This window comes from Candidatus Paceibacterota bacterium, assembly GCA_035452965.1.
Taxonomy (GTDB): domain Bacteria; phylum Verrucomicrobiota; class Verrucomicrobiia; order Limisphaerales; family UBA8199; genus UBA8199.
In genome coordinates this window covers 1-25,747 of sequence record DAOTCE010000019.1, presented here as the reverse complement: position 1 = coordinate 25,747, position 25,747 = coordinate 1, and the positions used below count along the sequence as shown (strand labels likewise).

Here is a 25,747-nt window from a genome sequence, read left to right as displayed (position 1 = left end):
GCTGCGGCGAATTTGGCGGCCCTGCCTTCAGAGGCTGAAGGTGACAAACAACGGATATGCTGGTAATACGCCGGTAACAATCACGCTTTAGGTTGTGGCGTATGAAAACAACAAATCTTGTAACCAAATTGGCACGCAGGACCGGTGCGACGCTCCTCCTGCTTTCGCTTGCAAACCCGCTCCCAACGGCGCTGGCCGCCGCTGCCCCTTCGCCCGCCGAGCTGCTCGAACAGGGCCTCTACTCGGAGCAGACCAAGGGAGACATTGACGAGGCGATGAAGCTGTATCAGCAGGTGGTGGCGGAGGGCAAAGCGGGGCAGGCGGTGGCGGCGCAGGCGCAATACCGGCTGGGGATGTGTTTCCACAAGAAGAAGAACTACGCCGAGGCGACGGCGGCGTTCGAGCGGGTGGTGCGGGACTACCCGGAACAGCGGGACCTGGTGGCGCTGGCCAGCCGATACCTGACCGGAGCGACGCCGTTGCTGCGGGCGCCGTGGGTGGAGGGGGAGGAGATGCAGTTGGATATCAAGTTCCCGACCGGCTTCAAGCTCGGGACGGTGGTTTACCGGATCAATGCGGGGGAGACCAACGGGCAGAAGCTATGGCGGGTGTCCTCGCGGCTGTTCGCGACGACGCAGCAGGCGAGCCGGGTGGAGGCGGAGGCGGAGACGTTCAAGCCGCTGCGCGCCTGGTGGAAGGTGGATCTGATGGGGGAGACCGAGGTAGCCTATTCGGACGGGCAGGCAGAGGTGAGAATTGCAGGCAAGGACGGAATCAAAAAGGTGAACCTGGCGGGGGTGGTGTATGACAACGAGGAGGCGGCGCAGTTGATTCGACGGCTGCCGTTGAGGTCGGGCTATAAGACGACGCTGCGCATCTTCAGCGGGCTGGGAGGCGGGAACATCATCCCGTTGGGGGTCAAGGTGGCGGGCGAGGAGAAGGTGAAGGTGCCGGCGGGAGAGTTCGACTGCTACAAGATCGAGCTCACCCCGGTGAACCAGACGTTCTACTACTCGGCGGATGCGCACCGTTATCTGGTGAAGTTCGAAGCGGGCGGAGTGGTGGCGGAGCTGGCGCAGGTGACGCAGCGGAAGGCCGGGGAGCCGGTGGCCTACAAGGATGCGGAGCTGGGGTTCGGGCTGACGGCGCCGGCGGAGTGGGTGTTCCATGCCGCGGAAACGGACGACGAGAAGGACACAACCCGCGTGGTGGTGCTCGATCCGGATGCCGTGGCGATGATCGCGGTGAACGTGGGGAGCCGCGAGATTCATGGGCCGAAGGCGGGGCAGTCGTTGCGCGAGTGGGCGGAGAAGGAAGTGATCGCGGGCGAGGCGGTCAAGACGTTGAAGGCGCTGAAGATCCGGCCGGAGAGCTGGCAGGAACGAACAGTCGCGGGCCAGGCCGGGATGAGCGTGGTCGGTGACTTCATGGACAAGAAAGAGAAGAAGGTTGGCTATGCGGTATTCGTGCCCGGCAAGGCCAACACGGCAGTAATGACGTTGATCGTCCCGGAGAAGGACTTTGAGGGGTGCAAACCTGCGTTCGAGGCAGTTGTGGATTCGTATAGAGAGAAGCGAGGCTGAGCTGCAGGCGGGGAGTTAAGAGAGTTAGAAGAGTTACATGGATTACATGAGATACATGGGGAGGGCGCGCTGGGGACGGCGCGCCCTGCCTCCTTACGGTTTAAGTGTGAGAGCAGTGATAACGTGAAGGCAATCAGGGCAAAGCTGGCGATGGGCGGCGGGCGACCGAGCGGGTCGTGGCTGATGCTGCTGCTGTTGCTGGCGGTGCTGGTGCCGTCGGTGTGCCTGCTGTGGTTCATGAGCCAGGCCGCGCACAACGAGCGGTTGGCGGCGCGGCAAAAGCTGGCGGACGCCTACCGGGTCAACCTGGGGCTGGCGCAGAAAGAGGTGGAAGGCTACTGGGCGCGGACGATCGCGGAGTTGGAAACGGATGCGGAGCGGTTAACGCCGGCGGCGTTGTTCGCCAAGACGGTCCGCGCGGGACTGGCGGAAGCGGTTGTCTGCGTTGATGCCGAGGGGAAGGCAAGTTACCCGGGACCCGCTCCGGCGCCGGAGCCGGATGCGGCAGGCGCCGACTGGACCGAGGCCGAGAAACTGGAGCAAAGCGATCCGGCGGGGGCGGCAGCCGCGTTCGCCCGGCTGGCGGCGCAAGCGACCGACAGCTGTTTGGCGGCGCGCGGGTTGCAGGCGCAGGCGCGCTGCCTGGTCAAGGCCGGGAAGCGAGAGGAGGCGTTGGCGGTGCTGACGGGGCCGCTGGCGGAGGAGCGCTTTCGGGCGGCGACGGATGCACAGGGCCGGCTGGTGGCGCCGAACGCGGAGCTGATGGCGGTCGAACTGCTGAAGGACTCCACGCCGGAACGGGCGCGCGAGCCGCTGAAACGGTTGCGGCAGCGCGTGTTGGATTATGACGACGCGGGGATGTCTGCGCCGCAGCGGCGTTTCCTCATGCGCGAGTTGCAGCGGCTGTCGCCGGATGAGGCGCTGCAGCGGTTGCTGGCGGCGGAAGACCTGGCGGCGCGGTGGGTGGAGACAGGCGTGGAGATTTCCCCCGAGCCCGGGTTGCGCGGGACGGCGCTGCCGGGAGTGTGGCAGCTTGCGTGCGGTCGGGGACGGGTACTAACGCTGCACCGGACTGAAGGCGTAGTGGGGCGGATGCGGGGCGCGGTGTCGGCGCAATTGTTGCCAGAGGATGTGAAGCTGGCGTTTGTGCCACCGGGCAAGGAGTTCGAGCGCTTCCTCATGAGCGTGCCGGCGGGGGCGAGTTTATCGGGGTGGCGGCTGGCGTTGTCGCCGGAGGGGGAAGGGCTGTTTGAGACGGCGGCGGAGCAGCGGGTGACGGCGTATGTGTGGATCGGGGTGCTGGTATTGGCGGCGGTGATCGTGCTGGCAGCGCTGGCGCTGCGGTTGGTGCGTCGGCAGATGGCGCTAACGCAACTCCGGAACGATCTGGTGGCGAACGTGACGCACGAGCTGAAAACGCCGCTGTCCTCCATGCGCCTGTTGGTGGACACGTTGTTGAACTCGCAGCCGCTCCACGAGCAGACCGCCCGCGAGTATCTCCAGCTCATCGCCCAAGAGAACCTCCGGCTCAGCCGGCTGATTGACAACTTCCTCACCTTCTCGCGCATGGAACGCAATAAGTATTCCTTCGGCTTCAAGGAAGTGCCCGCGGCGGTAATCGTCGAAGGAGCGGTGACGGCGGTGCGGGAGCGCTTTAACGCCTCCGGCTGCGAGTTCAAGACCGAAGTCCCGCCGGCGCTGCCGGAGGTGATGGCAGACCCCGACGCGATGGTCACCGCCCTGGTCAACCTGCTGGATAATGCCTACAAGTATTCGGGGGAGGAAAAGCAAATTACCTTGAGCGCCGGCGCGGCGAACGGCAGCGTTTTCTTCGCCGTCAAGGACAACGGGATCGGCTTGTCCCCGCGCGATACCAGACGCATCTTCAGGCGCTTCTTCCAGGTGGACCAGCGCCTGTCCCGGAGCGGCGGCGGCTGCGGCCTGGGCTTGAGCATCGTGAAGTTCATTGTCACCGCCCACCACGGCAGTGTGCGCGTCGAAAGCCAACCCGGCCGCGGCAGCACGTTTATCATCTCCCTGCCCCGGGCGGCCGCCCGCCCCGATCCGGAACAAAAACCACTACCAAATGCCGGTTAAACAGGAGACTTGTATGACCGCGATAAAGATACTGATTGTCGAAGATGATACCGCCTTGCTGCGCGGTCTGAAGGACAACTTTCAGGCGCAAGGCTACCAAGTACGCACCGCCCGCGACGGCGAGACGGGTCTGGAGGCGCTGTTCCGCGACCCGCCGGATCTGGCGCTGCTTGACGTTATGCTGCCCAAGGTTAACGGCTACGAAATCTGCCGCCTGGCCCGGTCGCGCCGCCTGAGCACCCCGATCATCATGCTGTCGGCCAAATGCCGGGTGGACGATGTCCTTCGCGGCCTTGCGGTGGGCGCAGACGATTATCTGACCAAGCCCTTCGGCATCCGCGACCTGCTCGCGCGTGCAAAACGTTTGAGCCGAAGCGGGGCTCCTGCGCCAGGCCGACAACCCACACAATGAGCGCCAAGACCATCTTGATCATTGAAGACGACCCGGTGTTGCTGCGCGGGTTAAAGGACAACTTCGAGGCGCAGGGCTACGTGGTGCGCGCGGCGCGGGACGGCCAGAAGGGCTTGGAGGCGCTGCTGACGGCGCCGCCGGACCTGTTGCTGCTGGACCTGATGCTGCCCAAGGTCAACGGCTACGAGATTTGCCAGGCGGCCCGGGCGCGGCAACTGGACATGCCGATCATGATGCTGACGGCCAAGGGGCAGGAGGACGACATTGTGCGAGGGTTGGAGCTTGGGGCCGACGATTACGTGACCAAGCCATTCAGCATCCGGGAGTTGCTCGCGCGGGTGAAGGCGTTTCTGCGGCGACAGGGGCCGGAGGCGGCGGTGCACGAGTTTGGCGATTGCCGGCTGGATTTGACGGCGCACAAGCTGTTCCGGAAGGGGAAGGAGATCGTGCTGACGGCCAAGGAGTTCCGGCTGCTGGAGTTCTTTGTGAAGCGGGTGGGCAGGGCGCTGACGCGGGACAGCATTCTGGAGGCGGTCTGGGGCAACGAGGTGATCGTGACCGACCGGAGCGTGGACCGGTGCGTGACGACGCTGCGGAGCAAGATCGAGCCGGACCCGCGCAGCCCGCAGTTTATTCATACGATCCGGGATATCGGGTATCGGTTTGAGTGTTAAACGCCTATGGACAACGGGCAGATGTGAAAGCGCCCCTGACAACTCATGCTATGAAGAAAGCAAGCATACCCCTGGTCATCGCTGCTCTACTCTACCTGGCGCTGGTCGGCCACCTGACAAGTTCGATTTCAGGACTGCCGGAGCGCATGGCCACGCACTTTGATGCCGGCGGCCAGCCCGACGGCTGGAGCAGCCGCGCGTCGTATGTGCGGTTCATGCTGGTGTTTGGCCTGGCCTTCCCGCTGTTCGCGCCAGCCGTCTGCTATGCGGCCCGGTTCCTGCCGGACTGGTTATGCAACATCCCACACCGCGGCTACTGGCTCGCCCCGGAGAGGCGGAGGGAGACGCTCGCCTATCTCTTCAGTCACTCGCTATGGCTCGCTCCGCTGATGGCCGGCTTTGTCATCGGGACGCACTTGACGACCATCCAAGCCAACCGGCTGGCGGAGCCGCAGCTTTCGTCGGCCACAACCTGGGCCATGATCGGCACTATGCTGGCTGGGATTGGCGTCTGGCTGGTGCCCCTGATCCGGCGTTTCAAACGCGTCCCCCGCGAGGTGCCAGAGTAGATTCAATCATCCCGGGGATGGTAGCCGCCAACGACAGGTGGCGCATGGTTTTGCCTTGCGGGGCGAGAATGAAACGGTTATCGGTGCGGCATGGAGCAACGCGAAGCCCTCGTGGCGCTGAATCTGATCGAGCACGTCGGCCCAGTCCGCGTGCGGCAATTGATCGAACATTTCGGCGACGCCACGGCCATTCTGCGCGCCTCCCGGCAGCAGTTGCTCCAGGTCCGCGGCATCGGCGAGGACACCGCCGCGGCCATCGCCAACTGGGAGCAAACCACCGACCTGGCTGCCGAGATGAAGCGCATCGCGGAGTTCGGCTGCCGCATCGTGACGCAAGCCGACTTGGAGTATCCGGAGCTGTTGCGGCAGATTTATGACCCGCCCATTGTGCTCTACGTCAAAGGTGAGTTGAGCGCCAAGGACAAGAACTCGGTGGCCATGGTCGGCTCGCGGATGACTACACATTACGGCATCGAGACCGCCCGCAAGCTGGCCTACCAGCTCGCGTATCTCGGCGTGACTGTGGTCAGCGGGGGTGCGCGCGGGATTGACACGGCGGCGCATCAGGGCGCCTTGAGCGGCAAAGGCCGGACGATCGCGGTGCTCGGCACGGGCATCAACTTGGTTACGCCACCCGAGAACGCTAAGCTGTTCGAGCAGGTCGCCGCCAGCGGAGCGGTGATTACTCAATTCCCTTTCAACCGGCCCGCCGACAAACAATCCTTCCCCATCCGCAACCGCATCGTGGCCGGCATGACGCTCGGCACGGTGGTGGTGGAGGCCAACCTCACCAGCGGCGCGTTGATCACGGCCAATTTCGCCACGGAATATGGGCGGCAGGTGTTTGCCGTCCCGGGGCGGATTGATTCGCCGCGCAGCAAGGGCTGCCACGACCTCATCAAGAAAGGCGCCAAGCTCTGCGAGGGCGCGGAGGATATTCTGAGCGAGTTCGAATATCTCTTTCCGGCCAGCAACCGCCCCCCCACACCCGGCGATACCGGCGTCCTGCCCGCGCTGGAGCTGAGCGAGAGCGAGCAGAAGGTTCATGACACGCTAAGCAACGAGGCGATCAGCATTGACGACGTGATCCGCAAGAGCGGGTTGCCCAGTTCGGCGGTGTCGGTAGCGCTGCTGAGCCTGGAGATGAAGCGGCTCATTCGGCAATTGCCGGGGAAGATGTTCGTGAGAAGCGGTTGAGGTCCTGCCGGAGCCGCTCCGGAATACCGATAGCCCGGCTGGGGCTTGCTGGCCGCGCCTGCTTTAATTGAGGGCTGCCTTGTTCCGAAGTGAGACAACCTGGGCGGTCGGCAGTCAGGGGGGGTAGTTGGGCGGCAACCGGCACCCGCCCCCGGCCCGGCTGCGCCGGTGCCTGTTTGCCCCGGTTTTTGGGTAGTAACGGCGGTGGATACTCAATTCGCACGGAAGGGGATAAAGACGGCTGAATTTGCCTGCCTTGGCACAACACCTGCGTGGAGCAGGTCAATGTTGTTTGCGAAAGTGAGTGGCCTGTGAAGTTTGCCATCGAAATAGGAGACGCCGAGAAACACCGTTTGGAATACAATTTCAACCAGCTCCTCGGCAGCCTGGTCATCAAAGTCAACGAGAAGCCGATCAAGCAATCGGTCCGGCTGATCAATGAGCCGGTGCTGGAGGTGCATGCGTTCATGGTCGGCGACCACGAAAAATCCAACGTCCGGATCGAGAAGGAGCGCCTGCCGCTGTTGGGCTGCAAGAACCGCCTTTACGTCAATAACCGCCTCGTCAGAGTCTTCAGCGGGATTTGACGCGGCACACCGGGGCCCGGGGCGGGCCGGGCTTAGATGTAGTACATCCTGTCCTTCTCGGCGCCCTCGTCGAGCAGTTGCTGGAAGGTGATGCCGTCGGCGGCGCCCTCGACCGCCTTGATCATCTGCTTCCAGGCGCGCCGCAGTTCAGGGGGACACTTCGGCGCCCGCAGCGCCGGAATGTCAAACATCTTGGCATCCACCGCGCGCAGCACATCGCCCATCGTAATCTCCGCGGGGGGGCGACTGAGCAAATAGCCGCCGTCCTTGCCGCGCACGCTTTGGACAATCCCCTTACCCTTCAACTCCGCCAGAATCGCGGAGAGATACGGCGGCGGCACCCCTTGATCCCGCGCCACATCCTCAATGCGCACGACTCTGCCGGTGGGATAATGCCGCGCCAGACTCAAGACCGCGCGCGTCGCGTAATCACTCTTTACCGACAAGCTCACCCTTCGAACTTAGGCGGCCCCCGGCCAAGCCGCAATCCGGATTAGCGGCGGGCACCGGAGGGACCCACCGGTCGAGGCCGCGTCCCAGTGGCTGACGGCTGTGGCTTGCCGCTCTTCAGCTTTGCGTCCAGCCAGTCAAGGGTCCTGCACCACATCTCGGGAGTGTATACATGCCCCTGACCGGGGTAGATTACGCTGAGGAAATCGCTCTCTCTGCCGTACAGCCGATAAGCGGGACGGGCCACCGCTTCGATGGAGTGAATGCCGTCCGGTGGCGACCCGTCATCCTGGTCGCCGTTCATGAACAGGGCGGGGCGCGGCGCGATCAGCGCCACGACTGCCTCGGTGTCGAAGTGATTTAGCAGCCGTGGCACGAAGTAGTAGATGCCGTGCGCCTGGAGCGCCTCGCGCTCAATCAGGTTCTGGTAGCGGGTGAGGCAAGCGACGGCGACGCCCGCCCGGATTCGCTCATCCAGCGCCATCAGCCACCACGAACGCGTCGCGCCCATGCTGATGCCGGTCACGCCCATCCGCCGCGCGTCCACTTCCGGGCGTGACGCAAGGTAGTCCAGCGCCATCAGGTCATCGCGCAGCATCATGCCCCAGAGCGTGCGCCCGACCCAGAGATTGAACTTGCTGGCCGTCATTTCACCTTCGCGGCCCGTCTCGGCGGTGCCGCCCGGCCCGCGCCCATTCCGCTCGCCGAAGCAATAGGCGTCAATCGCCAGGACGACGAAGCCACGCTTCACCAGGGTCGGTCCCGGGGCCTCGGGTGTGTGCCTGGCCTGAAACAGCTCCTCTTTGCCAATGTCGTATTCGCCGCCGTGCCAATGGCAATAGAGAACGGCCGGCGCTCTTCTGGAAAGCCCCTTTGGCCGGAGCAGGTATCCGGGCACGGTGGCCCCCGCGCCATTGTCGAACTGTAACTTCTCGACCACACAGTCGCCCCGGGTCTTCCGGGAGAGCGTTTCAACCTTGGGCAGCTTTGGGCGTGGCGGCAGTTTGCCCAGCAATTCCCAAAGGCGAGCCCGCACCTGGCGGCGCTTTTTCTCCCAGGCGGTCCGGGAAGCGGGCACGGTGAACCGCGGGGCGACTTCGGACTTCGCCAGCCAGCGGGCCGCATCGGTTTGGTTGGTCTGGGCCATCAGGACATCCGGCGCGAGACACAGCACCGCGCCGAGGCAGAATGCGCCAACGCGGAAGGGATTTCGACCCCTATTTTGGGGGAGCGCGCCGAGGCCTCAATCCGTGGCACCGCAATCTACTAATCCTGGGCCGAACAGCAGCCCCGGTGTGACAACGCTGTGACACCCGTTGCATCCCGGTGTGGTTCCCATGGGGCCCGACCCCCATGGGAACCACACCGGGGTCCCGCCGGATTGTCACCGTCCCATCGCCGTAGCCGGCTTGGGTGTGGGGGGGAGGGGCGGCGGCTGGATACACCCGGCTTACGGCGCGGGGCTTGGGCCTGCCTGCCCGGCGAGATGATTCCAACCGATAGTGGCCAGGTTGGATTCCGCGCCAGGGGCTGGCGTTGGAGGAAGTGTGGGCCGGCCCCCCGCAGGCGTCAACGGTTGGCGAAGAAAAGAACCAGCGCCAGCACGATTGTCGCCATCAGGACCGCCAGGGAGATCTTAACCCAACTCTTGGGATACTTGCCAGCGATGGCGCCGGTGTAGCCGTTGATAACGACCTGGAAGTTGCGAGCGCCGTAGTTGTAGGTGAGCAGCCAGAGGGGAGCCAGGATGTGCTTGAAGGTCTGGCCGGAATAGTTCGTGGCGACATTCAAATTCCGATGCGTGTCGCCGGGCACCTGGCTGCCGCAGAGGCTCACCATCTGGGCGTCCATCTTTCCGCGCGCGGCCTGGGCGGCGGCCACGAGGTCAATCTGGTAGCGCTCGACGACCCAGCCAGACAGGAAGCCGGCGTTGTAGGGCACCAGCGCCTGGGTGGGAAACGGCTCGATGCGCCGCAGCATCTCCGGTTGCACGCCACGCGAGGCCGGCACCAGTTCATCGTCGAAGAAGTGGTCCACCGAGCCGCTGCTTGGCTGCCAACGGACTCTCTGGACCTGCCGCGTCTGGGTCTTGCCGTTCGCGTCCCGGTAGGTCTCGGTCTCGTAGTAGAAGTAACCGCTCTCCGCAGTCCAGTCAGCATGCACCTGGGCATCGAAGGTCCAGTATGGAATATAGAGACCCTTGACGATGTCGGTGAGAGCGGCGCGTTTGAGCCGGTTGGGGGCAAACCACCGGTTGCCGTACCAGCGCCGGATGGAGTCGCGCACCTGGGTTTCGCTTACCTTCATCGGCAGCAGGCTCTCCGGGCGGAAAGCGGCCTTGACCTCCTCATAAGGAACCAGCGCCGTGGAGCCGCAAAAATCACAGCTCTGGCTGACGCGCGCCGGGTCAAAGACGGAGATGGCCTGGCAACTTTGGCATTTGACGGAGGTCTTCTCCGCCTGCCACCCGCGCTGCTCGTCCGGGATGTTGCGCAGCGCCGCAACGAGGTCGTGCTCGACGATCTTCTCCTCACCGGCAGCGGTGAGCTCGACTTGCGCCGGCGAAACGGTGCCGCAGAACGGGCAGACCAGGCTTCTCTTGGCCGGATTCCACTGGGCCTCGCCCCCACAGGCGGGGCAGGAGAACTTCTTCCGGGCTACTGCGTCAGCCATGGCCGCGGAGCTAGGACTTGAGAAACTCGTCTATGGCAGCGCGGGTAATGCGCCACGTTGTGCCGATCTTCTTGCCCTTGAGCGAGCCGTCCGCCAGCGTCGCCAGCACATCGTTCTCGCTGACTCCGAGCATCCTGGCGGCGTCAGCCGGGCTGAGCAACTCCGGGAGTCCGGCGGCCGGCGCGGCGGCAGCGGCACCCTGAATTGGCGGAGGGACCGCGCCCGGCACAGCACCGGGCTGTGCCCCGGCGCCAAAGGCCGCGGCCATCTGCTGTCCCAGGGCCAGGCCGGCGCCAAGCTGCGCCGCGGCGCCGGCGGGGCCGCCGCCTTCGCCCTTGGCCAGGCCCTCAGCCAACTGGAACTTCACGTAGTCGTTGAGATTGCCGACCGCCGACATGCTCGAACGCTTGTCAATTGCCTGCTCGACTTCCGGCGGCACCGAGATGTTCTCCACAATGAAGCTGGGGATCTCGATGCCGTACTTGGCCGTCATCGCCGGGTTGATCAGCGGCTGGAGCGCCTCGCCCAATTCCTGGAAGCGCGACGCCGCGTCCAGCACCGGCACTTTCGCGGAGGCCAGCGCGTCGCTGAACACGCTGACGATCCGCGACCGCATCGTGTCGGCGAACTCGTCCAGGCGGAAATGATTGTCCGTGCCGGCGACCTCCCGCAGAAAGACCTGCGGGTCCACGACATGGAAATCGAACGTGCCGTAGGCCCGCACCCGCACGATGCCGAAGTCCGGATCGCGCATCATGATGGGATTGGCCGTGCCCCACTTGTTGCCGGTGAACAGGCGCGTGTTGATGAAATAGACGTCGGCCTTGAAGGGCGATTCGAGACCGTACTTCCACCCCTTGAGCGTGGAGAGGATGGGAATATTGTCGGTCGTCAGGGTGTGTTTGCCCGGGCCGAAGGTGTCGCCGTATTGCCCAAGATACACGAACTGGGCGGCCTGGGACTCGCGGACAATGAGCTGTGCGCCCCGCTTGATTTCCTTGTCCTGATCCGGGTAGCGGAACGAGATGGTATCACGGGAATCGTCTTCCCACTGTATGATCTCGAGGAACTGTGTCTTTAAGTAATTGATCAGACCCATAAATTATCTTTCGGTTTGCCTCGCATCATCGGCCCTGACCCCCCCACTGGGGAAGTATAAATTTCAAGCAAGTGTGTAACCGGGCGCACCCGCGCGCCCATCCCCGAACGCCCCGCACAGCGCGTGCAATGTCCCGCGCCCGGCAGAACGCCACAAACTTCTTCCGCCCAAACTCGCCCGCGGGCGCTCTGGCTCTTCGCGGCGATGCTCCCTCGTTCGGGCTAGGGAGTAAAAATCAACTTGGCCCCGGCGATGAGGAGAACGACCGACAGGAGGCGTTTGATCACGAAATGGGGAAAGCGCCGGCTGCCGAAGTAGGAACCGGCTGTGCCGCCGATGATAACGGTTGCCGCAAGAACCAAGGCAAGCGGCGGCAGGTAGCGCGTGCTGGCAAAGTTGCCCAGGAGACCGGAAGCCGAGTTCACCAGGATGAACAAGGCGGATACGGCGGCTGCGGTCCTGGTGCGGGCCCAGCGCATGAGCAGGAGCAGCGGCGTCAGGAAGATGCCCCCGCCGGTGCCCGTCAACCCGGAGAGCAAGCCCAGGCCCGCCCCGATGGAGAGGGCTGACGGGCGGGAGGGTTCGCGGAGCACTTCGTCGGGGCCGGGCCGCAGCAGAAACCGCGCGGCCGAGAACCAGAGCACCAGACCGACAATCACTTTGAATACGTGAGTGGGAAGGTTGACGTAGCCGCCCAGGAAGGCCGCCGGAATTGAAAGAACGGCGAATGGCCAGAATAGTCTCCACGAGAAGTGCCCCGCGCGCCAGAATTGAAAGGCGCCAATGCTGGCGACCAGGATGTTGAGCAGGAGGGCTGTAGGCTTGATCACGGCGGGAGCCAGGCTGAACAGGGACATGACGGCGATATAGCCGGAGGCCCCGGCGTGGCCCACCGACGAGTAGAGGAACGCCACCAGTAACATGCCGACGGCAAGGTAAGGCAATTGCTCCGGCGTCATGGATTGGGGTTGAGCAAAGGCGCGCCTGGGTCTATCGCCTGTTTCATGGGCGGGACGGTAACAAGCCAAGCCGGGCGCGTAAACCCAAAGCGCCAGCAGGCCGGACAGAAGGGCCGCCGCACTCACTTTTGTTGCCGACGCCGCTGCTTGAAGTTGGAGGCCCTCCGATTTAGAGTCGTGCCCACATCATGACCGAGACGCTTCTGCGGCTGAACTCGACCCTCAACGGTTATGTCTGGGGCTGGCCAATGATCGTGCTGCTGGTCGGCACCGGCCTGCTGCTGACCATTCTAACGGGCGGGGTGCAGTTCCGCCGCCTGGGATTTACCTTGCGCGAAGTGCTGGGCAAGGTCACGTGCCGCGGCGGCGGGCAAGGCGACGTCCGGCCGTTTCAAGCGGTGGCCACGGCGCTGGCCTCAACAGTGGGGGTCGGCAACATTGCCGGCGTGGCCACGGCCATCAGCATCGGCGGCCCCGGTGCGGTGTTCTGGCTATGGGTGTCCGGCCTGTTTGGGATGGCCACCAAGTATGCGGAAATCGTAGTGGCACTGCATTACCGGGAGCCGGATGCCTCGGGCGCGATGCGGGGCGGGGCGATGTATGTGCTGAAGAAAGGGCTGGGTTGGCCGTGGCTGGGGGGCGCATTCGCGTTGCTGACGGCGCTGGCGGCTTTCGGCATCGGTAACATGGTGCAGGCCAATTCAGTCGCCGACGCGCTCCAGTCCACTTTGAATGTCCCGACCTGGGTGACCGGCCTCGGGCTGGTGGTTCTGACCGCGCTGGTCATTCTGGGGGGCATCAAGTCCATTGCCAGGGTAACCCAGTGGCTGGTGCCGATCATGGCGATATTCTACCTGGCCGGGGCCGCAGTAGTGTTGGCGCTCTGCGCCGACAAACTGCCACACGTTTTCAGGCTGATCTTCGAAGGCGCGTTTTCCGGCACGGCGGCGGTGGGCGGCTTCGCCGGCAGCACAATGATGATGGCTCTGCGCTATGGCATCGCCCGGGGCCTGTTCTCAAACGAAGCCGGGCTGGGCAGCGCGCCGATGGTCCACTGCGCGGCGGACACGGACCATCCCGTGCGCCAGGGGATGTATGGCGTGTTCGAGGTCTTCGTGGACACCATCCTGATTTGCACGACAACCGCGCTGGTAATTCTATTGACGGATACCTGGAGCGGCGGCCTGACCGGAGCGGCGTTGTCGGTGAAGGCATTTGAGACCGGGCTGCCCGGGAATTTCGGAGCCATTGTCGTCACCAGCGGGCTGGTGTTGTTCGCCTACTCGACGGTGATCGGTTGGAGTTATTACGGGGAAACAGGCATCGTCTATTTGCTGGGGGCAAAGGCCGCTCTGCCCTATCGGTTTGCCTGGCTGGTGTTTGTTTACCTGGGCGCGACCGGCTCGCTGCACCTGGTATGGGACATCGCCGACACGCTTAACGGCTTGATGGCGATTCCCAATATGATCGGCCTGCTGGCCTCCGTTCCGCTGCTGCTGCGGCTGCAACGGGAGTTCTTCAGCCGGCCGCCGAAATGAACGCGGGCGCGCGGCCCCATGGCATGAGGTCATGACGCGCCGCAGAGCGGCAGCGGATTGTTCTGTGCCGCTTTCATATTGCTCATCGCCGCAGGCAATTACTAGCATCCGACCTGAATGAGCGCCATTCGGCTACCCCGACGTCGCTTTCTCCAGCGGACTGCTGCTGCCAGTTGCGGCCTCGTGCTCCACGGGTTGCGATCGCCGGCCACAGCCGCCTCCACTACGGAACTTGCTTCGCGGGGGGCCGCCCCCGTCGTCGTTGTCACCCTGCCGGTCGCTACCGACGCAAACCCGCGGGCGAGCACCTGGTGCTGCATTGCGGAGATCCTGAGGAGAGCGGGGTTGTTCTTCGAGTCCATGCCGCCGACTCGCTTGGAGGAATTGCTGCGGCGACCCCCGTGCGTTGTGATATTGGCCGGCCACTTGCCCCTCACAACCAGGCAGCGCCACGCCCTCGCGACCTGGGTGAACCGCGGCGGTTCCCTGCTCGGTCTGAGTGGCACGTCGGGATTGGAGGCGGTGTTTGGCGTCAAGAACGAGCGTCCGCTGGCGGAAGGCTGGCTGAAGGTCACCGCCGGCGATCATCCGGTGACGAGCGGGTTGCGCAGCTCCTTGCATGTGTTTGGCGGCTACACTCTCACGCCGGGTTCGGCAGTGGTGCTGGCCGAAGCCGAGACCGCCACCCACGCCGCGCATGGCAGTGCCATTCTGGAAAACCGCCATGGCAACGGCCGGACATTGTTGCTGGGACCCGACTTGGTCTTCTCCGTAGTGCATATCCAGCAAGGCATGAGCGTGCTGCAGGATGGCAAGCCGGCGCCCGACGGCTCGGCGCCGGTCAACGAAGGCCTGCTGAAGGCCGAAGATGGACTCGTGCTCGACTGGCAGCGGGACCGGGCGCCCGCCATGCCGGACGGCGGGCAGATCTTCCTCGAACCCATCAGTGACGAACTGCGCGAACTCATCCTGCGCGGCGTCTTCCATCTCGCCCGGCTGCAGCGTTTGCTGCTGCCCGTGCTTTATTACTGGCCGCGCGCGCTTGAAGGCGTGGGACTTATCTCACACGACACCGATGGGAACGACCCGGCGAAGGCCTCCGCGCTGCAGGAAGTGCTGCGGCGGTGCCAAGTGCAATCCACCTGGCTTCTGCTCTATCCCGGCGGCTACCCGCCCGAATTCTACCGTGAGTTGAAACAGTACGGCTGCGAGATCGGCCTGCATTACGACGCCATTACCGGCGGGCCGCAAACCTCCTGGTCGAAAGAGAACTTCCTGCTCCAGCACCGCTGGCTGCGCCAGACGGCCGGGCTCGACCAGCTCTGCTCGAACAAGAACCATTACACGCGGTGGGAGGGCCGGCTTGATTTCTGGCGCTGGTGCGAGGAGGTCGGCATGCATTCGGACCAAACCCGCGGGCCGAGCAAGAAAGGCACGATCGGCTTTCCGCTGGGCGGGTCGCAACCCTATTTCCCGCTCGATGACGAAGCCGCTTCACCACGCCGGCTGAACGTGCTGGAGGTCAATTTGCAGACGCAGGACCTCGTGGTGACCTGCCCGCCCGAATACGGCTCACAACTGCTTGATTCCGCATTGCGGCATCACGGCGTTGCGCATTTTCTGTTTCATCCCGCGCACATCCTCAAGCCCGGTGTGGCCGAAGCGCTGACCCGCCTGGTTGAATACGGCCGGGCGCAGCGGCTGGAGTGGTGGACCAATGAGCAGATTCATCAATGGGAAAGCCGGCGGCGAGGCGTGACGGCCGCCTTCGAGGCAGCGGGCATGGTGACGTTGCGAGCGCCGCACGCCCTATCCCAGGCGACGTTGTTGCTGCTGCGCTCCGGTCCGGAGGGGCGGAGCATCGCGGTGAATGGGCAGCCCGTGCCCAGCACTCGCCGGAACCTGCACGGCTTCGAGTTCGACGCCATCACCCTGGACCTCTCAGGCCGAACCAGGGTGCAGGCGGGATAGTGTGGAGCCGGGGGGTCGGTTTTCGCCTAACCGGAACGGCAGCTTGATGACGGCGTAGCGCCAGTGAGCAGCAATTACGGATTTGTCCCAATCGCCTTCGCTGAGGCGGCAGGCTTTAGGCGGTCCGCGGGAAACGGCGGGAGATCGCTGACGAGCTTCATCGGGGCTTTGGCCGGCGGACAGATCACCATGCCGACGCCGCCTTTGGTCTTCATCCAGACTTTCTCAAAGTCCTGTTTGAACCACTGCAGCCGGTAGCCGCGGCCATCCCGCCAAAGGGCTGAGTCGGTCACCACCACCCGCCCGTCATCGGTGACACCATTGAGCGCGACGATGTGTCCGCCGATTTTGGGGTAGGGAGGGGCTTTGTATTCCCCGGGAGGCATGTTAATCGAGCAAAGGATGACCTTGTTCTCGGCAACAGTCTTGCGGACATAGTCCCAGTCCCGGAAACGGTCAATGTAGCCTTTAAATCCATGTTGAATGCCGGCGCCAATGGTTCGCGGCCAGATGCCGGGATAGTCATACTCTTCGTCGTAAGCCAAGGGCACTATATTCTCCAATCCGATGGGCTTGTTGAAGTATTCCATGGCGGTCGCCAGGGCTGCGGACTGGCAGCGATCGGGCATCGGGTTGCCTTGTGAGTCGGCCTGGCGTCGAAAAGGCAGGTCCAGAATGACGCTGGGCGCGGAGGACCGGGCCTGCCTGGACGCATGGCGCTGAGCGAGCGCCGGCGTCGGGGAGTTGTCGGTGACCAGCACCGAGAGGGAGGGAGGCTGTTTCAAGGGCAAGGGGCCTTCGTCCACGATCTTGAATTGGAAGGCTTTGGCTTTGCGTTGGAGGAGGAGTTGGTCCATGGCCACCTTCCCCCAATCGAAGGCAGGCTCCTTGCGCTTCTCCAGACGCCGAACCGTACCCCAGTAACCGCCGTAGAGCCAGGGCGAGGAGTCGCCCTCCGCCGGCTTGACCCGCAAGTAAAGCCGGAATCCTTCTTGCGGCGCGAGGCGGAGGTGCCATGAATAAATCAATTCATCAAACGCAAACTTCGGGGTCAGTTCGCCGGTCACCCAGCTTCCATCGCCGGCTCGCTTGAATTGGCTGGCGACCACTGTTAATCGCGCGTCAATGGGCCGGACGGAAGCGGTTGGCTCTTCAGCGCCGGCGGCGGGATTGCTGCGGCAACCGCACCAACTCATGCACAACCCTCCGGCAGCGGCCAGGAGGACCAAGGTAATGTAATTTCTTTTCACGGCGACGTGTTGGCTTGAATCTACAAGCTGACAGGTGGGATTGAAAATGTTTAGTTGGCGGGCGATGCGCACGCTGCGACGCCGGAACACGGCACCGAGTTGAGATAGGGCATGAGGATGAACGTCCGCCAGACTCTGCGTTCAAAAGTCCCCTTGCTGGGCGCGGCCCCCCTGGTCCTTTTGGCCGGGCTGCTGTTCGCTTGCAGCAGCTTGCGGCCAGTGCAATCGCATTGGCGGATCCACTGGTCCGAACTGTCCGCGCAAGCCGGCGGGGCGAAGGGGGCCTTGCTCTTGGCCACGGGAGACATCCTGGCTACCCGCACGGAATGGCGCGCGGGCGAGACCGCCGTCGTTTGCTCCCGCAGCAGCGATGGGGGAAGGCGCTGGCGGGACCTTTCGGTGATCGCACAGGCCCGGCCTGGACGGGATATGGGCGACGGGCACCTGATCCAGTTGCCCGATGGCGCGGTGTTGTTCAGCTACCGGGATAACCAGATTCGCACCAACGAGGCCGGTCTGCGCCGTTATTCCATCCGAACAACAATCAGCCGTGACGCGGGGCAGACCTGGCAGCCGCATTCAGTTGTGGCCGAATCCGTGCTGGCTCCGGCCGCGGAACACCAGACCCTGCGCGGGCTTTGGTCGAGCTACCTGCTGTTGAAACGCGACGGCACACTGCAATGCTACTTCGACGACGAGGATACGCCGCATCGAGCCGGCTTTTTCCGGCACCAGTGGCTGACCATGAAAACCTGGGATGCGGCCCGGCAGCGGTGGGTAAACCCGGTTACGGTTTCCCGCGCGCACCGTCGCCGGCACTTATCCCGCGACGGGATGCCGAGCGTGGTGGAGTTGCCCTCCGGCCGGTTGCTCTGCGCGTTTGAAAGTGTTCAGACCTCTCCGCCCCACGCCAACTGCATCCGCCAGGTCACCAGTGATGACGGCGGACACAACTGGAGCTGGCAGCACCGGGAGCGGAACATTGTGTTTCAGAGCGGCAAACCCAACCACCTGGCCGTGTCGCCGTGGATCACCCGCCTGCCGGGCGGACAACTGCTCTGCGTCTTCGCAACGGACGAAGACCGGCCTGTTCCCAGCCGATCCGGCACCCACCCCCGGCATATCAAGGCGGATGTAAAATGCGTGATCAGCCCTGATGAAGGGCGGACCTGGCCGCCCGCCGCGGAGACGATCTTTGCGGGCACGCACCACTGCTATGTTCCTGGCGCTCTGTCCCTGCGCGACGGTTCCCTGCTGGTGACCTGCCAGGATTTTGCGACCGGCGGCCACCGGGCCTTCCGGGGCGTCGCAGCTCCCTGAAACAGAGGCTGGACAAGCCCGGGAACAGGGCTTGTGGCGGGCGCGTTGAAGCCTTAGATTGGTGGGCAAAGCTGCGCTGTGATGTGGACCTGCGGCAACTTGGGAGAGCAAGTCGAGGCGCGGCCATTCTGAGAGTTTTGAAGATAACAATGACGGAGTAACAACCGTCCAGTACAGGACCAATGATGAAAACACCGCTTAGACATTACCTGCCGCAAGTCCTTTTCTGTGTGCTTCTGGCATCGCTCGTCGCGTTGGCCGGATGCACCAAGCCGGAGACACCCGACGCCCGGGTAGTGGTTACGACAGCTGCTTTTGATCAGCTCGTCAAGGAAGCGAACAAACCCATTGTCCTGGATTTCTGGGCGCCCTGGTGCGGCCCTTGCCGGAAGCTGGACCCCATCTTCGCCGCGGCATCGATTGAGCGGCCGGATGTCGTTTTTGGGAAGGTCAATGTTGACCAGGAGCCGAAGCTCGCCGAGAAGTATGAGATACGCTCCATCCCAACGTTGCTGGTGATTGTGGATGGCAAGGTTGTGAAGACGAGTGTGGGATTGATCAACAAGGAGGCGCTGTTTCAACTGCTGGATGAAGCGATCAAGTTGCAGCGGCAGCCCTGAATTCCTGCGAGGGCAATTTGGTCAGCGAATGGGGTCCCGCCTCTCCGCGCAGCTTCCGGCTCAGCCTGGCTTGCTTCGGCTCAGGCCCTAAGCGGGGTCAGTTGCTGCGCTAACTACCCGGCCGAATGGGCAATACCAACTCGCACTGGGGGTCATCAAAACTCAGCACCACCTCCACATCCGTCAACCGTTCGTCCCGATGCAGTTGGATGGCCGTTTCCACCTCTCCAAAATCCCGCGCGCACCTGGAGTCAGCCGTCCAGTGGTCTTTTCCGACGTAGTAGTGGCTGTTGTTTGTCTTCCGCAAAAGCACTTTCATTCGTTTCTCAGCAGCATCCCCTTCGTTCCCGATCTCGCGGACACTGCCTGGTGATCTCGTAGCGATTCTTCATGGACCAAAGGGCGAGGCAACGGACTGCCCTGCCGGTGTCCGAGAATTTCACCGCGTGAGGACGGGCACTCGCGACACGCCGTCTCGTCCCGGTGGCTACTTCATTACTTCGCCGCTATGTGCACAGTATTTACATGATTGGCTGGCCTCTGTCTGTCAGGTGAAACACTTGCGCTTTTGTAGGGCATAGGACTACAAGGGGCGGCTCCGCCCGGGCCGATTGGTGCTCCCTGCTCATGGCCTGCCAGGAGGAAAGCCGGGGTGCTCTCCGTACTTCTTTGGACGCGCCTCCGTATTGGGCGGAATTGCCGTCTTTGCGTCTGAATCTAGGATAGGATTGGTTGTCGGCCAAAATGTCAGAAGACCTAAGGCACATGACGATGAAGACGGTTCTGTGCGCGATTCTGGCCACCTTGCAGTTGCTGGTGGCCCGGAATGCGGGTGCACAGATGGAATCGGCTCCCGCCACTGAGAGGACGGCGGCGGCGGATCACGTCAAGGTCGCTCCGGTCACGGCCACGAGCACAGGTTCCGGGAGGCCGGCCATCGCGGTTTCACCCCGCCGGCTGGATTTTGCGTCGGTCCCCGTGGGTAGAATCATCCAGCTTTCTTTGACGGTGCAAAACGCGGGTGCGGGCACTCTCAGCGGTGAGGCCAAGGTGTCGGCTCCGTTTAGAATTGTCGAGGGCAGCCGGTATGCCTTGCGAGACTCACAGAACCAGGTCATCACGCTTCAATACGCGCCGCAATCGGCCGGCATGAACATTACTGCTTTAAGTCTGACCGGAGGAGGCGGGGCCAGCATTACCGTTGTGGGCTCGGCTTTCCTGACCCGCCGCACTGCGCCGGCGCGACCGGCGTCGCCGGTGGTGCCCCCGACGGGACCGACGCCGCCGCAAGACCTCCGCCTGCTTGCTGGATGGCAAAGCCAGTGGCCGCAAGAGCCCTCCCTGAGGGATTTCAGGGCGCAGAGCATGCCGGGGAGGGGCGACATCCATCCTTTACACCCTGTCGCTGGTTTGATTTCGTCGGCACATGAAGTTGATTCCTTGCGCACGGACTTTCTTGTGGTTGGCGTTCCCGGCCCGTTCTGTTTCGATTAAGGGCGACATCAACTTCCAACGTCCGGATTCCCTGTAGGTCGCCAGCCCAGGGACCAACCTCGCGCCCAGGAGGAAATGATGGCTGGCCCAAACCGAAGCCTGTCATTCACTGCCGCCTGTCTGTGCGAACTGGCGTTGTTGGTCCTGGCGGCGGGGTGGAGCGGGCTGTTTCATCGGCCCGCTCTTTCGGACATCCAGTGGAACGTCCGATCAGCGGTTCTTGGAATCATCGCGGCTATTCCTCCCCTGCTGTTCTTCTTCTGGTCGCTCAGGTCAAATCTTCAGCCCTTCGCCCGTCATCGCGACCTGCTGGATTCTCTGCTCCGGCCTTTGTTCGGGCAGTGGTCAATGCTGCAGTTGTTCACGATTTCGGCGATCGCCGGCATCGCCGAGGAGGCGTTCTTCCGGGGCGCCATTCAGGGAAGCCTGTCGGAGCGGGTCACTATGCTGGTGGCTTTGGTTTTGGCTTCCGCGCTGTTTGGCGCCTGCCACTTGCTGACCTGGACTTACGCCATCATGGCAACTTGCATTGGAGTGTATTTGGGATTGCTGTGGAGTTGGACTGGGAACCTGTTGACCCCGATGATCACGCATGCCGCTTATGATTTTGCCGCGCTGGTGTATTTTCTGCGGATTTACCGCGGAAACCCATTGTCCGGGCCTTGACCCGGCAGTTGAGGGATGCCACCCGGCAAGTGGCCGCAAGTGAAGCAACCACAATAGGTTACTGAATTGAACCTACGGTGTGGATACGGTGTGGATACGGTGCGGATACGGAGGGGATCCCTGGCGCGGGGGGGCCGGGTTTCGGGGTCAGATGGACTCGATCGCCTGGCGGTCGGCGCGTGGAAGGCGCCTGGCGCCTCAGGGCGGGGAGTTGGGGCGGACTTGGTTGGGGATTGGGTGTGCGACGGAATTCTGCCAGCGTCTCTCATTAACACCCCGCTTGAGCGGGGTGGCCAGGACCGCCAAAGGAACAGAACCGTTTCAACGGTTTCCAAGCCGGCCCGGTGTCTGGCAAACCGTTGAAACGGTTGCGATACCGTCATCACACCGTGACACCCCGCTCAAGCGGGGTGTTAATGAGAGGTTGCCGGTCTCGGTGCCTGGCAACCTGGATGCCGGACCCCTTGTCTTCCGTGGATGCTCTCACTCCGGAAGAATGCTGTCTCTCACCTTTGGACGTTGCAGGGTTGACAGTGGGTTCGCGGTTTGATACTTAGTGCGTTAACGCTCGATCACGGGGCGTGGTGAGATTTACGGCTGCTGGCCGTCGTTTGATGAATAGTCGTTTGCAATGTATTCGCCATGTCGCGCTGGATATGGATGGGACCATTTACAGCGGCGGCACGCTTTTTGATTCGACCCGGCCATTCCTGGGCTTGCTGGGGGAGCTGGGCATTGGGCACACGTTCCTGACGAATAACTCGTCCAAGAGCAGCAAGGATTACCTGGCCCGGCTGCGCCAGATCGGCATTTCGGCGGGCGCGGATCAGCTCTACACCTCCACGCAGGCGACGATCGAGTATCTGCGGGAGCGGATGCCGGCGGCGCGGCGGCTGTTCATTCTGGGCACCGCGAGCATGCGGGAGGAGATGGCGGCCGCCGGGTTTGCGTTGACGGCGGACAGCGCGCAGGATGAGCCGGACGCGGTGGTGGCGGGCTTCGACACGGAGCTGACTTACGCCCGTTTGTGCCGCACGGCGTACTGGATCAGCCGGGGCAAGCCGTTTGTGGCCACGCATCCGGATCGGATTTGCCCGACGGACCAGCCGACGGTGCTGGTGGATTGCGGGGCGGTGTGCGCGGCGTTGGAACAGGCGGCGGGGCGGGGGCCGGATGTGGTGCTGGGCAAGCCGGACCCGTGCATGTTGCGCGGGATCCTGCATCGGCACGCGCTGGCGGCGGCGGAGCTGGCGATGGTGGGGGACCGTTTGTACACGGATATGGCGATGGCCCGGAAGGCCGGGGCGTTGGGGGTGCTGGTGTTGACGGGTGAGACGACGGCGGCGGCGGCCGCCAAGTGCTCGCCGCCGCCGGACCTGGTTTTGTCCGGGCTGGCGGAGCTGGGCGAGCGGTTGAAAGCGGCGCGGCAAGCGAAAGGATTGAATTGATGAACACGAATACAAGCAAAGAGAAGGCGGGCCCGGGCGCGCAGCGGCAGGCCGCGGTGCGGGCTTTGGAGGAAGACGCGTTTGATGTTTTGGTGATCGGCGGCGGCATTGTCGGCTCCGGGGTGGCCCGGGACGCGGCGATGCGCGGGCTGCGGGTGGCGCTGGTGGAGCGGCACGACTTTGCATTTGGGACGAGCAGCCGCTCGAGCCGGTTGCTGCACGGCGGGCTGCGCTATTTGGCGCAGGGGCGGGTGGGCCTGGTGCACGAGGCGAGCGTCGAGAAGAAGGTGATTCATCACATCGCGCCGCACCTGGCGGACCCGCTGCCGTTCATCTTTCCCACCTATCGCGGCAACAAGGACTGGGTGCTGTGGCAGTTGAAGATCGGGGTGAAGATTTATGACTTGCTGTGCGGCGGGCGCAACCTGGGCAAGTCCACGTGGCACAACCAGCGCGAGGTGCTGCAGATGGTGCCGGGCCTGACGCCTGACGGCCTCACGGGCGCGGTGCGCTATTTCGACGGGTTTACCAACGACGCGCGCCTGACAATTGACACGCTGCGCTCGGCGGCGGCGAAGGGGGCGACGTTGCTCAATTACTGCCGCTACCACAACGCGACGCGGTCCGGGCTTTGGGAGTGCGAGGTTGAGGATGTCCTGGCCGGGAGGACTTTCAAGGCACGCGCTTATGCCGTGGTGAACGCCACCGGGCCGTGGGCGGACGGTTTGCCGCACAGCCGCGTGAAACTGCGCGCCACCAAGGGCATTCACCTGGTCGTGGACCACGCGCGGGCGCCGGTGAGCGAGACGGTGGTGATGACCGAAGGCAAGCGCATTCTCTTTGTGATTCCGTGGGGCGAGCGGACCATCATCGGCACGACCGACACCGATTACCAGGGGTCGCTGGAGGATGTGTGGGCCGACGCCGCGGACATCGGGTATGTGCTGCAAGTGACCAACCAGTTCTTCCCGAAGGCGAAGCTGACGGAGAAGGATGTGATCAGCGCGTGGGCCGGGCTGCGTCCGCTGGTGGCCAACCCGAACGGCGGGCCGTCGGACGTGTCGCGCGCGCACGAGATTCATAATCCGGAGCCGGGCTGGTGGGATGTGGCCGGAGGCAAGCTCACTACCTACCGGCACATGGGCGAGCAGACGGTGGATCAGATTGTCAGGAAGTTGAAGCAGTTGAAAGGGTCGAACGGGGCGGTGGGGGCATGCCGGACGGCGCAGGAGCCGTTGCTGCCACCGAGCGAGACGGCCGGCGTGAGCGCCATTGCGCCGCCGCCATTCAGCCGCGCGCCGGTCGAGCACTACGTGAACCGCGAATGGGCGGTGCACCTGGACGACGTGATGGTGCGGCGGACAAGCTGGCACTGGTTCTACCGCGATGCCGCCGGCAAGGCGCGGGAGGTCGCCGAGTGGATGGGCGAGTTGCTGGGCTGGTCCGGCGAAACCCGAAAGGCCGAGCTGGAGCGGTATGCCCGGATGACGGGCCAGCAAAAGTAGGCTTCCCCTCCCGAAGCCGTTAAGGCAGGCTCCGCCGAAATGTCAGCGCCGACGCTCCCAACGGAAGCTCCCGGCCCGCAGCCCGCCGGGCGCAAACGGTTCCCCTGGCTGCTGCGGATTTTCGAGCCGGCCCCGCCCGCGGCGGTGATGCTGACCGACCCGGCGCAGATCAAGGCCAAACACCGTTATTGGGAGCGGCGCATGATCGTCGCCACCATCATCGGCTACGCGACCTTCTATTTCGTTCGGAAGAACCTCAGCATCGCCATGCCGGTGATGGAGCAGACGCTCGGCGTGACCAAGGCCGACCTCGGGCTGTTTCTGACGCTGCACGGCGTGCTGTATGGGGTGTCCAAGTTTGCCAACGGCTTCTTCGGCGACCGCTCCAACGTGCGCACCTTCATGGCCACGGGCCTGGTCTTGTCGGCAATCGTGAACGTGTGCTTCGGCTTTAGCTCGGCGGTGGCCGCGCTGGGGTTCTTTTGGATGATCAACGGCTGGTTCCAGGGCATGGGCTTTCCGCCGTGCGCGCGGGCCTTCACCCACTGGGTCCCGCCCCAGGAGCTGGCGACCAAGATGTCCATCTGGAATGCCTCGACCAACATCGGCGCGGGGATGGTGGTGGTGCTGTGCAGCTACCTGCTCAGTTACTTCGGCAACTGGCGGCTCTGCTTTTTTGTGCCGGCCGGGCTGGCCTTCCTGTGCGCGGCGTTCCTTTGGTTTGCGTTGCCCGACACGCCGCAATCCGTCGGCCTCCCGGAAGTTCAAGGCACTCAGGTCAAGACCGACGCGGGGGACAAAGGCGACTGGAAAGCCGTCGCCGTCAAATACGTTTTCAGCAATCCCTACATCTGGCTGCTGGCGGTGGCGAACTTCTTTGTCTACACCATCCGCTACGCCATGCTGGACTGGGGCCCCACGCTGCTGACGCAAGCGAAGGGTCTTCAACTGACCCACGCCGGGTGGATGGTGGCGGGGTATGAGATTTCGGGAATGACGGGGGCGCTGATCGGCGGCTGGCTGACCGACCGGCTGTTCGGCGGACGCGGCTTCCGTTCCTGCGTGTTTTACATGGCGATGGCCGGCGTCTCGGTGCTGCTGTTCTGGAAAGTGGCCGGCCAGTCCATGTTCCTCAACACCCTGCTGCTGTGCGCCTCCGGCTTTTTCATCTACGGCCCGCAATGCCTCATCAGCATTGCCGCGGCCAACCTTGCGACCAAGCGAGCCGCCGCCAGCGCCGTGGGGCTGACCGGTTTCTTCGGTTACGCCAGCACCACCCTTTCCGGCTGGGGCCTGGGCAAGCTCGTGCAGACCTATGGCTGGGATGCCGGGTTCATCGGCATGCTCATCGTCGCCGGCATCGGCACGCTCGCCTGCGCGCTCGGCTGGCGGGCCAAGGCGCACGGTTACGGCAGTTGAGACGGGGCGCGGACCCGGTCCGACAACGGTTGGACCCCGGTGTGTATCCCATGGGGCCCGACCCCCATGGGATACACACCGGGGTATAGCCGCATTCGCACCGGCAACCAGGCGGTATCGCGGGGGAATTCCCGTTGCTTGCGCCAAAACTGAACGACAATTCCCTCAATCCTTAGCCTCGTGAAGAAAAATGCATAAATAGGTGAAAAAGTGCTT

The 25,747-nt window shown here is 63.7% G+C and carries 23 protein-coding genes; 16 read left to right on the top strand and 7 right to left on the bottom strand.

Annotation, left to right across the window (positions count from 1 at the left end):
- Positions 1–101: 101 nt before the first annotated feature.
- The 7 genes from P5205_14425 to P5205_14395 all read left to right on the top strand — a co-directional run bounded on the left by P5205_14425 (position 102) and on the right by P5205_14395 (position 7,119).
- Positions 102–1,583 carry a tetratricopeptide repeat protein gene (locus P5205_14425; GenBank protein HSA11559.1) on the top strand — a complete coding sequence of 494 codons (1,482 nt, stop codon included), beginning with the start codon at positions 102–104 and terminating at the stop codon, positions 1,581–1,583.
- 123 nt (positions 1,584–1,706) lie between these two features.
- Positions 1,707–3,680, top strand: coding sequence for a HAMP domain-containing sensor histidine kinase (locus tag P5205_14420; GenBank protein ID HSA11558.1), 1,974 nt, complete (start codon positions 1,707–1,709; stop codon positions 3,678–3,680).
- A gap of 13 nt (positions 3,681–3,693) precedes the next feature.
- Positions 3,694–4,092 carry a response regulator gene (locus tag P5205_14415; GenBank protein HSA11557.1) on the top strand — a complete coding sequence of 133 codons (399 nt, stop codon included), beginning with the start codon at positions 3,694–3,696 and terminating at the stop codon, positions 4,090–4,092.
- Positions 4,089–4,766: a response regulator transcription factor gene (locus P5205_14410; protein ID HSA11556.1), complete on the top strand. Its 678-nt coding sequence runs from the start codon at positions 4,089–4,091 to the stop codon at positions 4,764–4,766. The genes P5205_14415 and P5205_14410 overlap by 4 nt, the downstream gene beginning before the upstream one ends.
- 50 nt (positions 4,767–4,816) lie before the next feature.
- Positions 4,817–5,335 (top strand): DUF1648 domain-containing protein, encoded by a 519-nt coding sequence (locus tag P5205_14405; GenBank protein ID HSA11555.1) that lies wholly within the window; start codon positions 4,817–4,819, stop codon positions 5,333–5,335.
- Between the two features lie 90 nt (positions 5,336–5,425).
- Positions 5,426–6,532, top strand: a complete 1,107-nt coding sequence (gene dprA / locus P5205_14400; protein ID HSA11554.1) for a DNA-processing protein DprA — start codon at positions 5,426–5,428, stop codon at positions 6,530–6,532.
- Between the two features lie 311 nt (positions 6,533–6,843).
- On the top strand, positions 6,844–7,119 hold the full coding sequence (locus P5205_14395; protein HSA11553.1) for a hypothetical protein: 276 nt from the start codon (positions 6,844–6,846) through the stop codon (positions 7,117–7,119).
- Positions 7,120–7,151: 32 nt separating this feature from the next.
- Here the strand turns inward: P5205_14395 and P5205_14390 are convergent, their stop codons facing one another.
- From P5205_14390 to P5205_14370, 5 genes are all read right to left on the bottom strand, one after another.
- Positions 7,152–7,571 carry an Rrf2 family transcriptional regulator gene (locus P5205_14390; protein HSA11552.1) on the bottom strand — a complete coding sequence of 140 codons (420 nt, stop codon included), beginning with the start codon at positions 7,569–7,571 and terminating at the stop codon, positions 7,152–7,154.
- Between the two features lie 41 nt (positions 7,572–7,612).
- The gene (locus tag P5205_14385) at positions 7,613–8,716 is read right to left on the bottom strand and encodes an alpha/beta hydrolase family protein (protein HSA11551.1); all 1,104 of its coding nucleotides are present in this window, start codon (positions 8,714–8,716) and stop codon (positions 7,613–7,615) included.
- Between the two features lie 422 nt (positions 8,717–9,138).
- The gene (locus P5205_14380; GenBank protein ID HSA11550.1) at positions 9,139–10,242 is read right to left on the bottom strand and encodes a zinc ribbon domain-containing protein; all 1,104 of its coding nucleotides are present in this window, start codon (positions 10,240–10,242) and stop codon (positions 9,139–9,141) included.
- 10 nt (positions 10,243–10,252) lie between these two features.
- Complete coding sequence (locus tag P5205_14375; GenBank protein ID HSA11549.1) at positions 10,253–11,341, bottom strand: SPFH domain-containing protein; 1,089 nt, start codon at positions 11,339–11,341, stop codon at positions 10,253–10,255.
- A 221-nt stretch (positions 11,342–11,562) separates the two neighbouring features.
- Positions 11,563–12,300: a sulfite exporter TauE/SafE family protein gene (locus tag P5205_14370; protein ID HSA11548.1), complete on the bottom strand. Its 738-nt coding sequence runs from the start codon at positions 12,298–12,300 to the stop codon at positions 11,563–11,565.
- Positions 12,301–12,488: 188 nt separating this feature from the next.
- On the opposite strand from P5205_14370, the gene P5205_14365 reads away from it, so the two are divergent.
- Complete coding sequence (locus P5205_14365; protein ID HSA11547.1) at positions 12,489–13,838, top strand: sodium:alanine symporter family protein; 1,350 nt, start codon at positions 12,489–12,491, stop codon at positions 13,836–13,838.
- Positions 13,839–13,955: 117 nt separating this feature from the next.
- Positions 13,956–15,809, top strand: a complete 1,854-nt coding sequence (locus P5205_14360) for a hypothetical protein (protein ID HSA11546.1) — start codon at positions 13,956–13,958, stop codon at positions 15,807–15,809.
- 74 nt (positions 15,810–15,883) lie between these two features.
- Here the strand turns inward: P5205_14360 and P5205_14355 are convergent, their stop codons facing one another.
- Positions 15,884–17,059 (bottom strand): C39 family peptidase, encoded by a 1,176-nt coding sequence (locus tag P5205_14355; protein HSA11545.1) that lies wholly within the window; start codon positions 17,057–17,059, stop codon positions 15,884–15,886.
- A gap of 111 nt (positions 17,060–17,170) precedes the next feature.
- On the opposite strand from P5205_14355, the gene P5205_14350 reads away from it, so the two are divergent.
- Both P5205_14350 and trxA read left to right on the top strand, forming a co-directional pair.
- A complete protein-coding gene (locus P5205_14350) occupies positions 17,171–18,379 on the top strand; it encodes a sialidase family protein (GenBank protein ID HSA11544.1) in 1,209 nt (402 codons plus the stop codon).
- A gap of 182 nt (positions 18,380–18,561) precedes the next feature.
- On the top strand, positions 18,562–18,999 hold the full coding sequence (gene trxA / locus P5205_14345; GenBank protein ID HSA11543.1) for a thioredoxin: 438 nt from the start codon (positions 18,562–18,564) through the stop codon (positions 18,997–18,999).
- Between the two features lie 109 nt (positions 19,000–19,108).
- Here the strand turns inward: trxA and P5205_14340 are convergent, their stop codons facing one another.
- The gene (locus tag P5205_14340; GenBank protein HSA11542.1) at positions 19,109–19,318 is read right to left on the bottom strand and encodes a hypothetical protein; all 210 of its coding nucleotides are present in this window, start codon (positions 19,316–19,318) and stop codon (positions 19,109–19,111) included.
- A gap of 446 nt (positions 19,319–19,764) precedes the next feature.
- Between P5205_14340 and P5205_14335 the strand changes: the two genes are divergently transcribed.
- The 5 genes from P5205_14335 to P5205_14315 all read left to right on the top strand — a co-directional run bounded on the left by P5205_14335 (position 19,765) and on the right by P5205_14315 (position 25,531).
- Positions 19,765–20,493 carry a hypothetical protein gene (locus tag P5205_14335; GenBank protein ID HSA11541.1) on the top strand — a complete coding sequence of 243 codons (729 nt, stop codon included), beginning with the start codon at positions 19,765–19,767 and terminating at the stop codon, positions 20,491–20,493.
- A gap of 75 nt (positions 20,494–20,568) precedes the next feature.
- Positions 20,569–21,159 (top strand): CPBP family intramembrane metalloprotease, encoded by a 591-nt coding sequence (locus P5205_14330; protein ID HSA11540.1) that lies wholly within the window; start codon positions 20,569–20,571, stop codon positions 21,157–21,159.
- A 614-nt stretch (positions 21,160–21,773) separates the two neighbouring features.
- Positions 21,774–22,607 (top strand): HAD-IIA family hydrolase, encoded by an 834-nt coding sequence (locus P5205_14325; protein HSA11539.1) that lies wholly within the window; start codon positions 21,774–21,776, stop codon positions 22,605–22,607.
- Complete coding sequence (locus P5205_14320; GenBank protein ID HSA11538.1) at positions 22,607–24,112, top strand: glycerol-3-phosphate dehydrogenase/oxidase; 1,506 nt, start codon at positions 22,607–22,609, stop codon at positions 24,110–24,112. Before P5205_14325 ends, P5205_14320 begins: the two co-directional genes overlap by 1 nt.
- 147 nt (positions 24,113–24,259) lie before the next feature.
- Positions 24,260–25,531, top strand: a complete 1,272-nt coding sequence (locus tag P5205_14315) for an MFS transporter (protein ID HSA11537.1) — start codon at positions 24,260–24,262, stop codon at positions 25,529–25,531.
- The last annotated feature ends 216 nt before the right edge of the window (positions 25,532–25,747 follow it).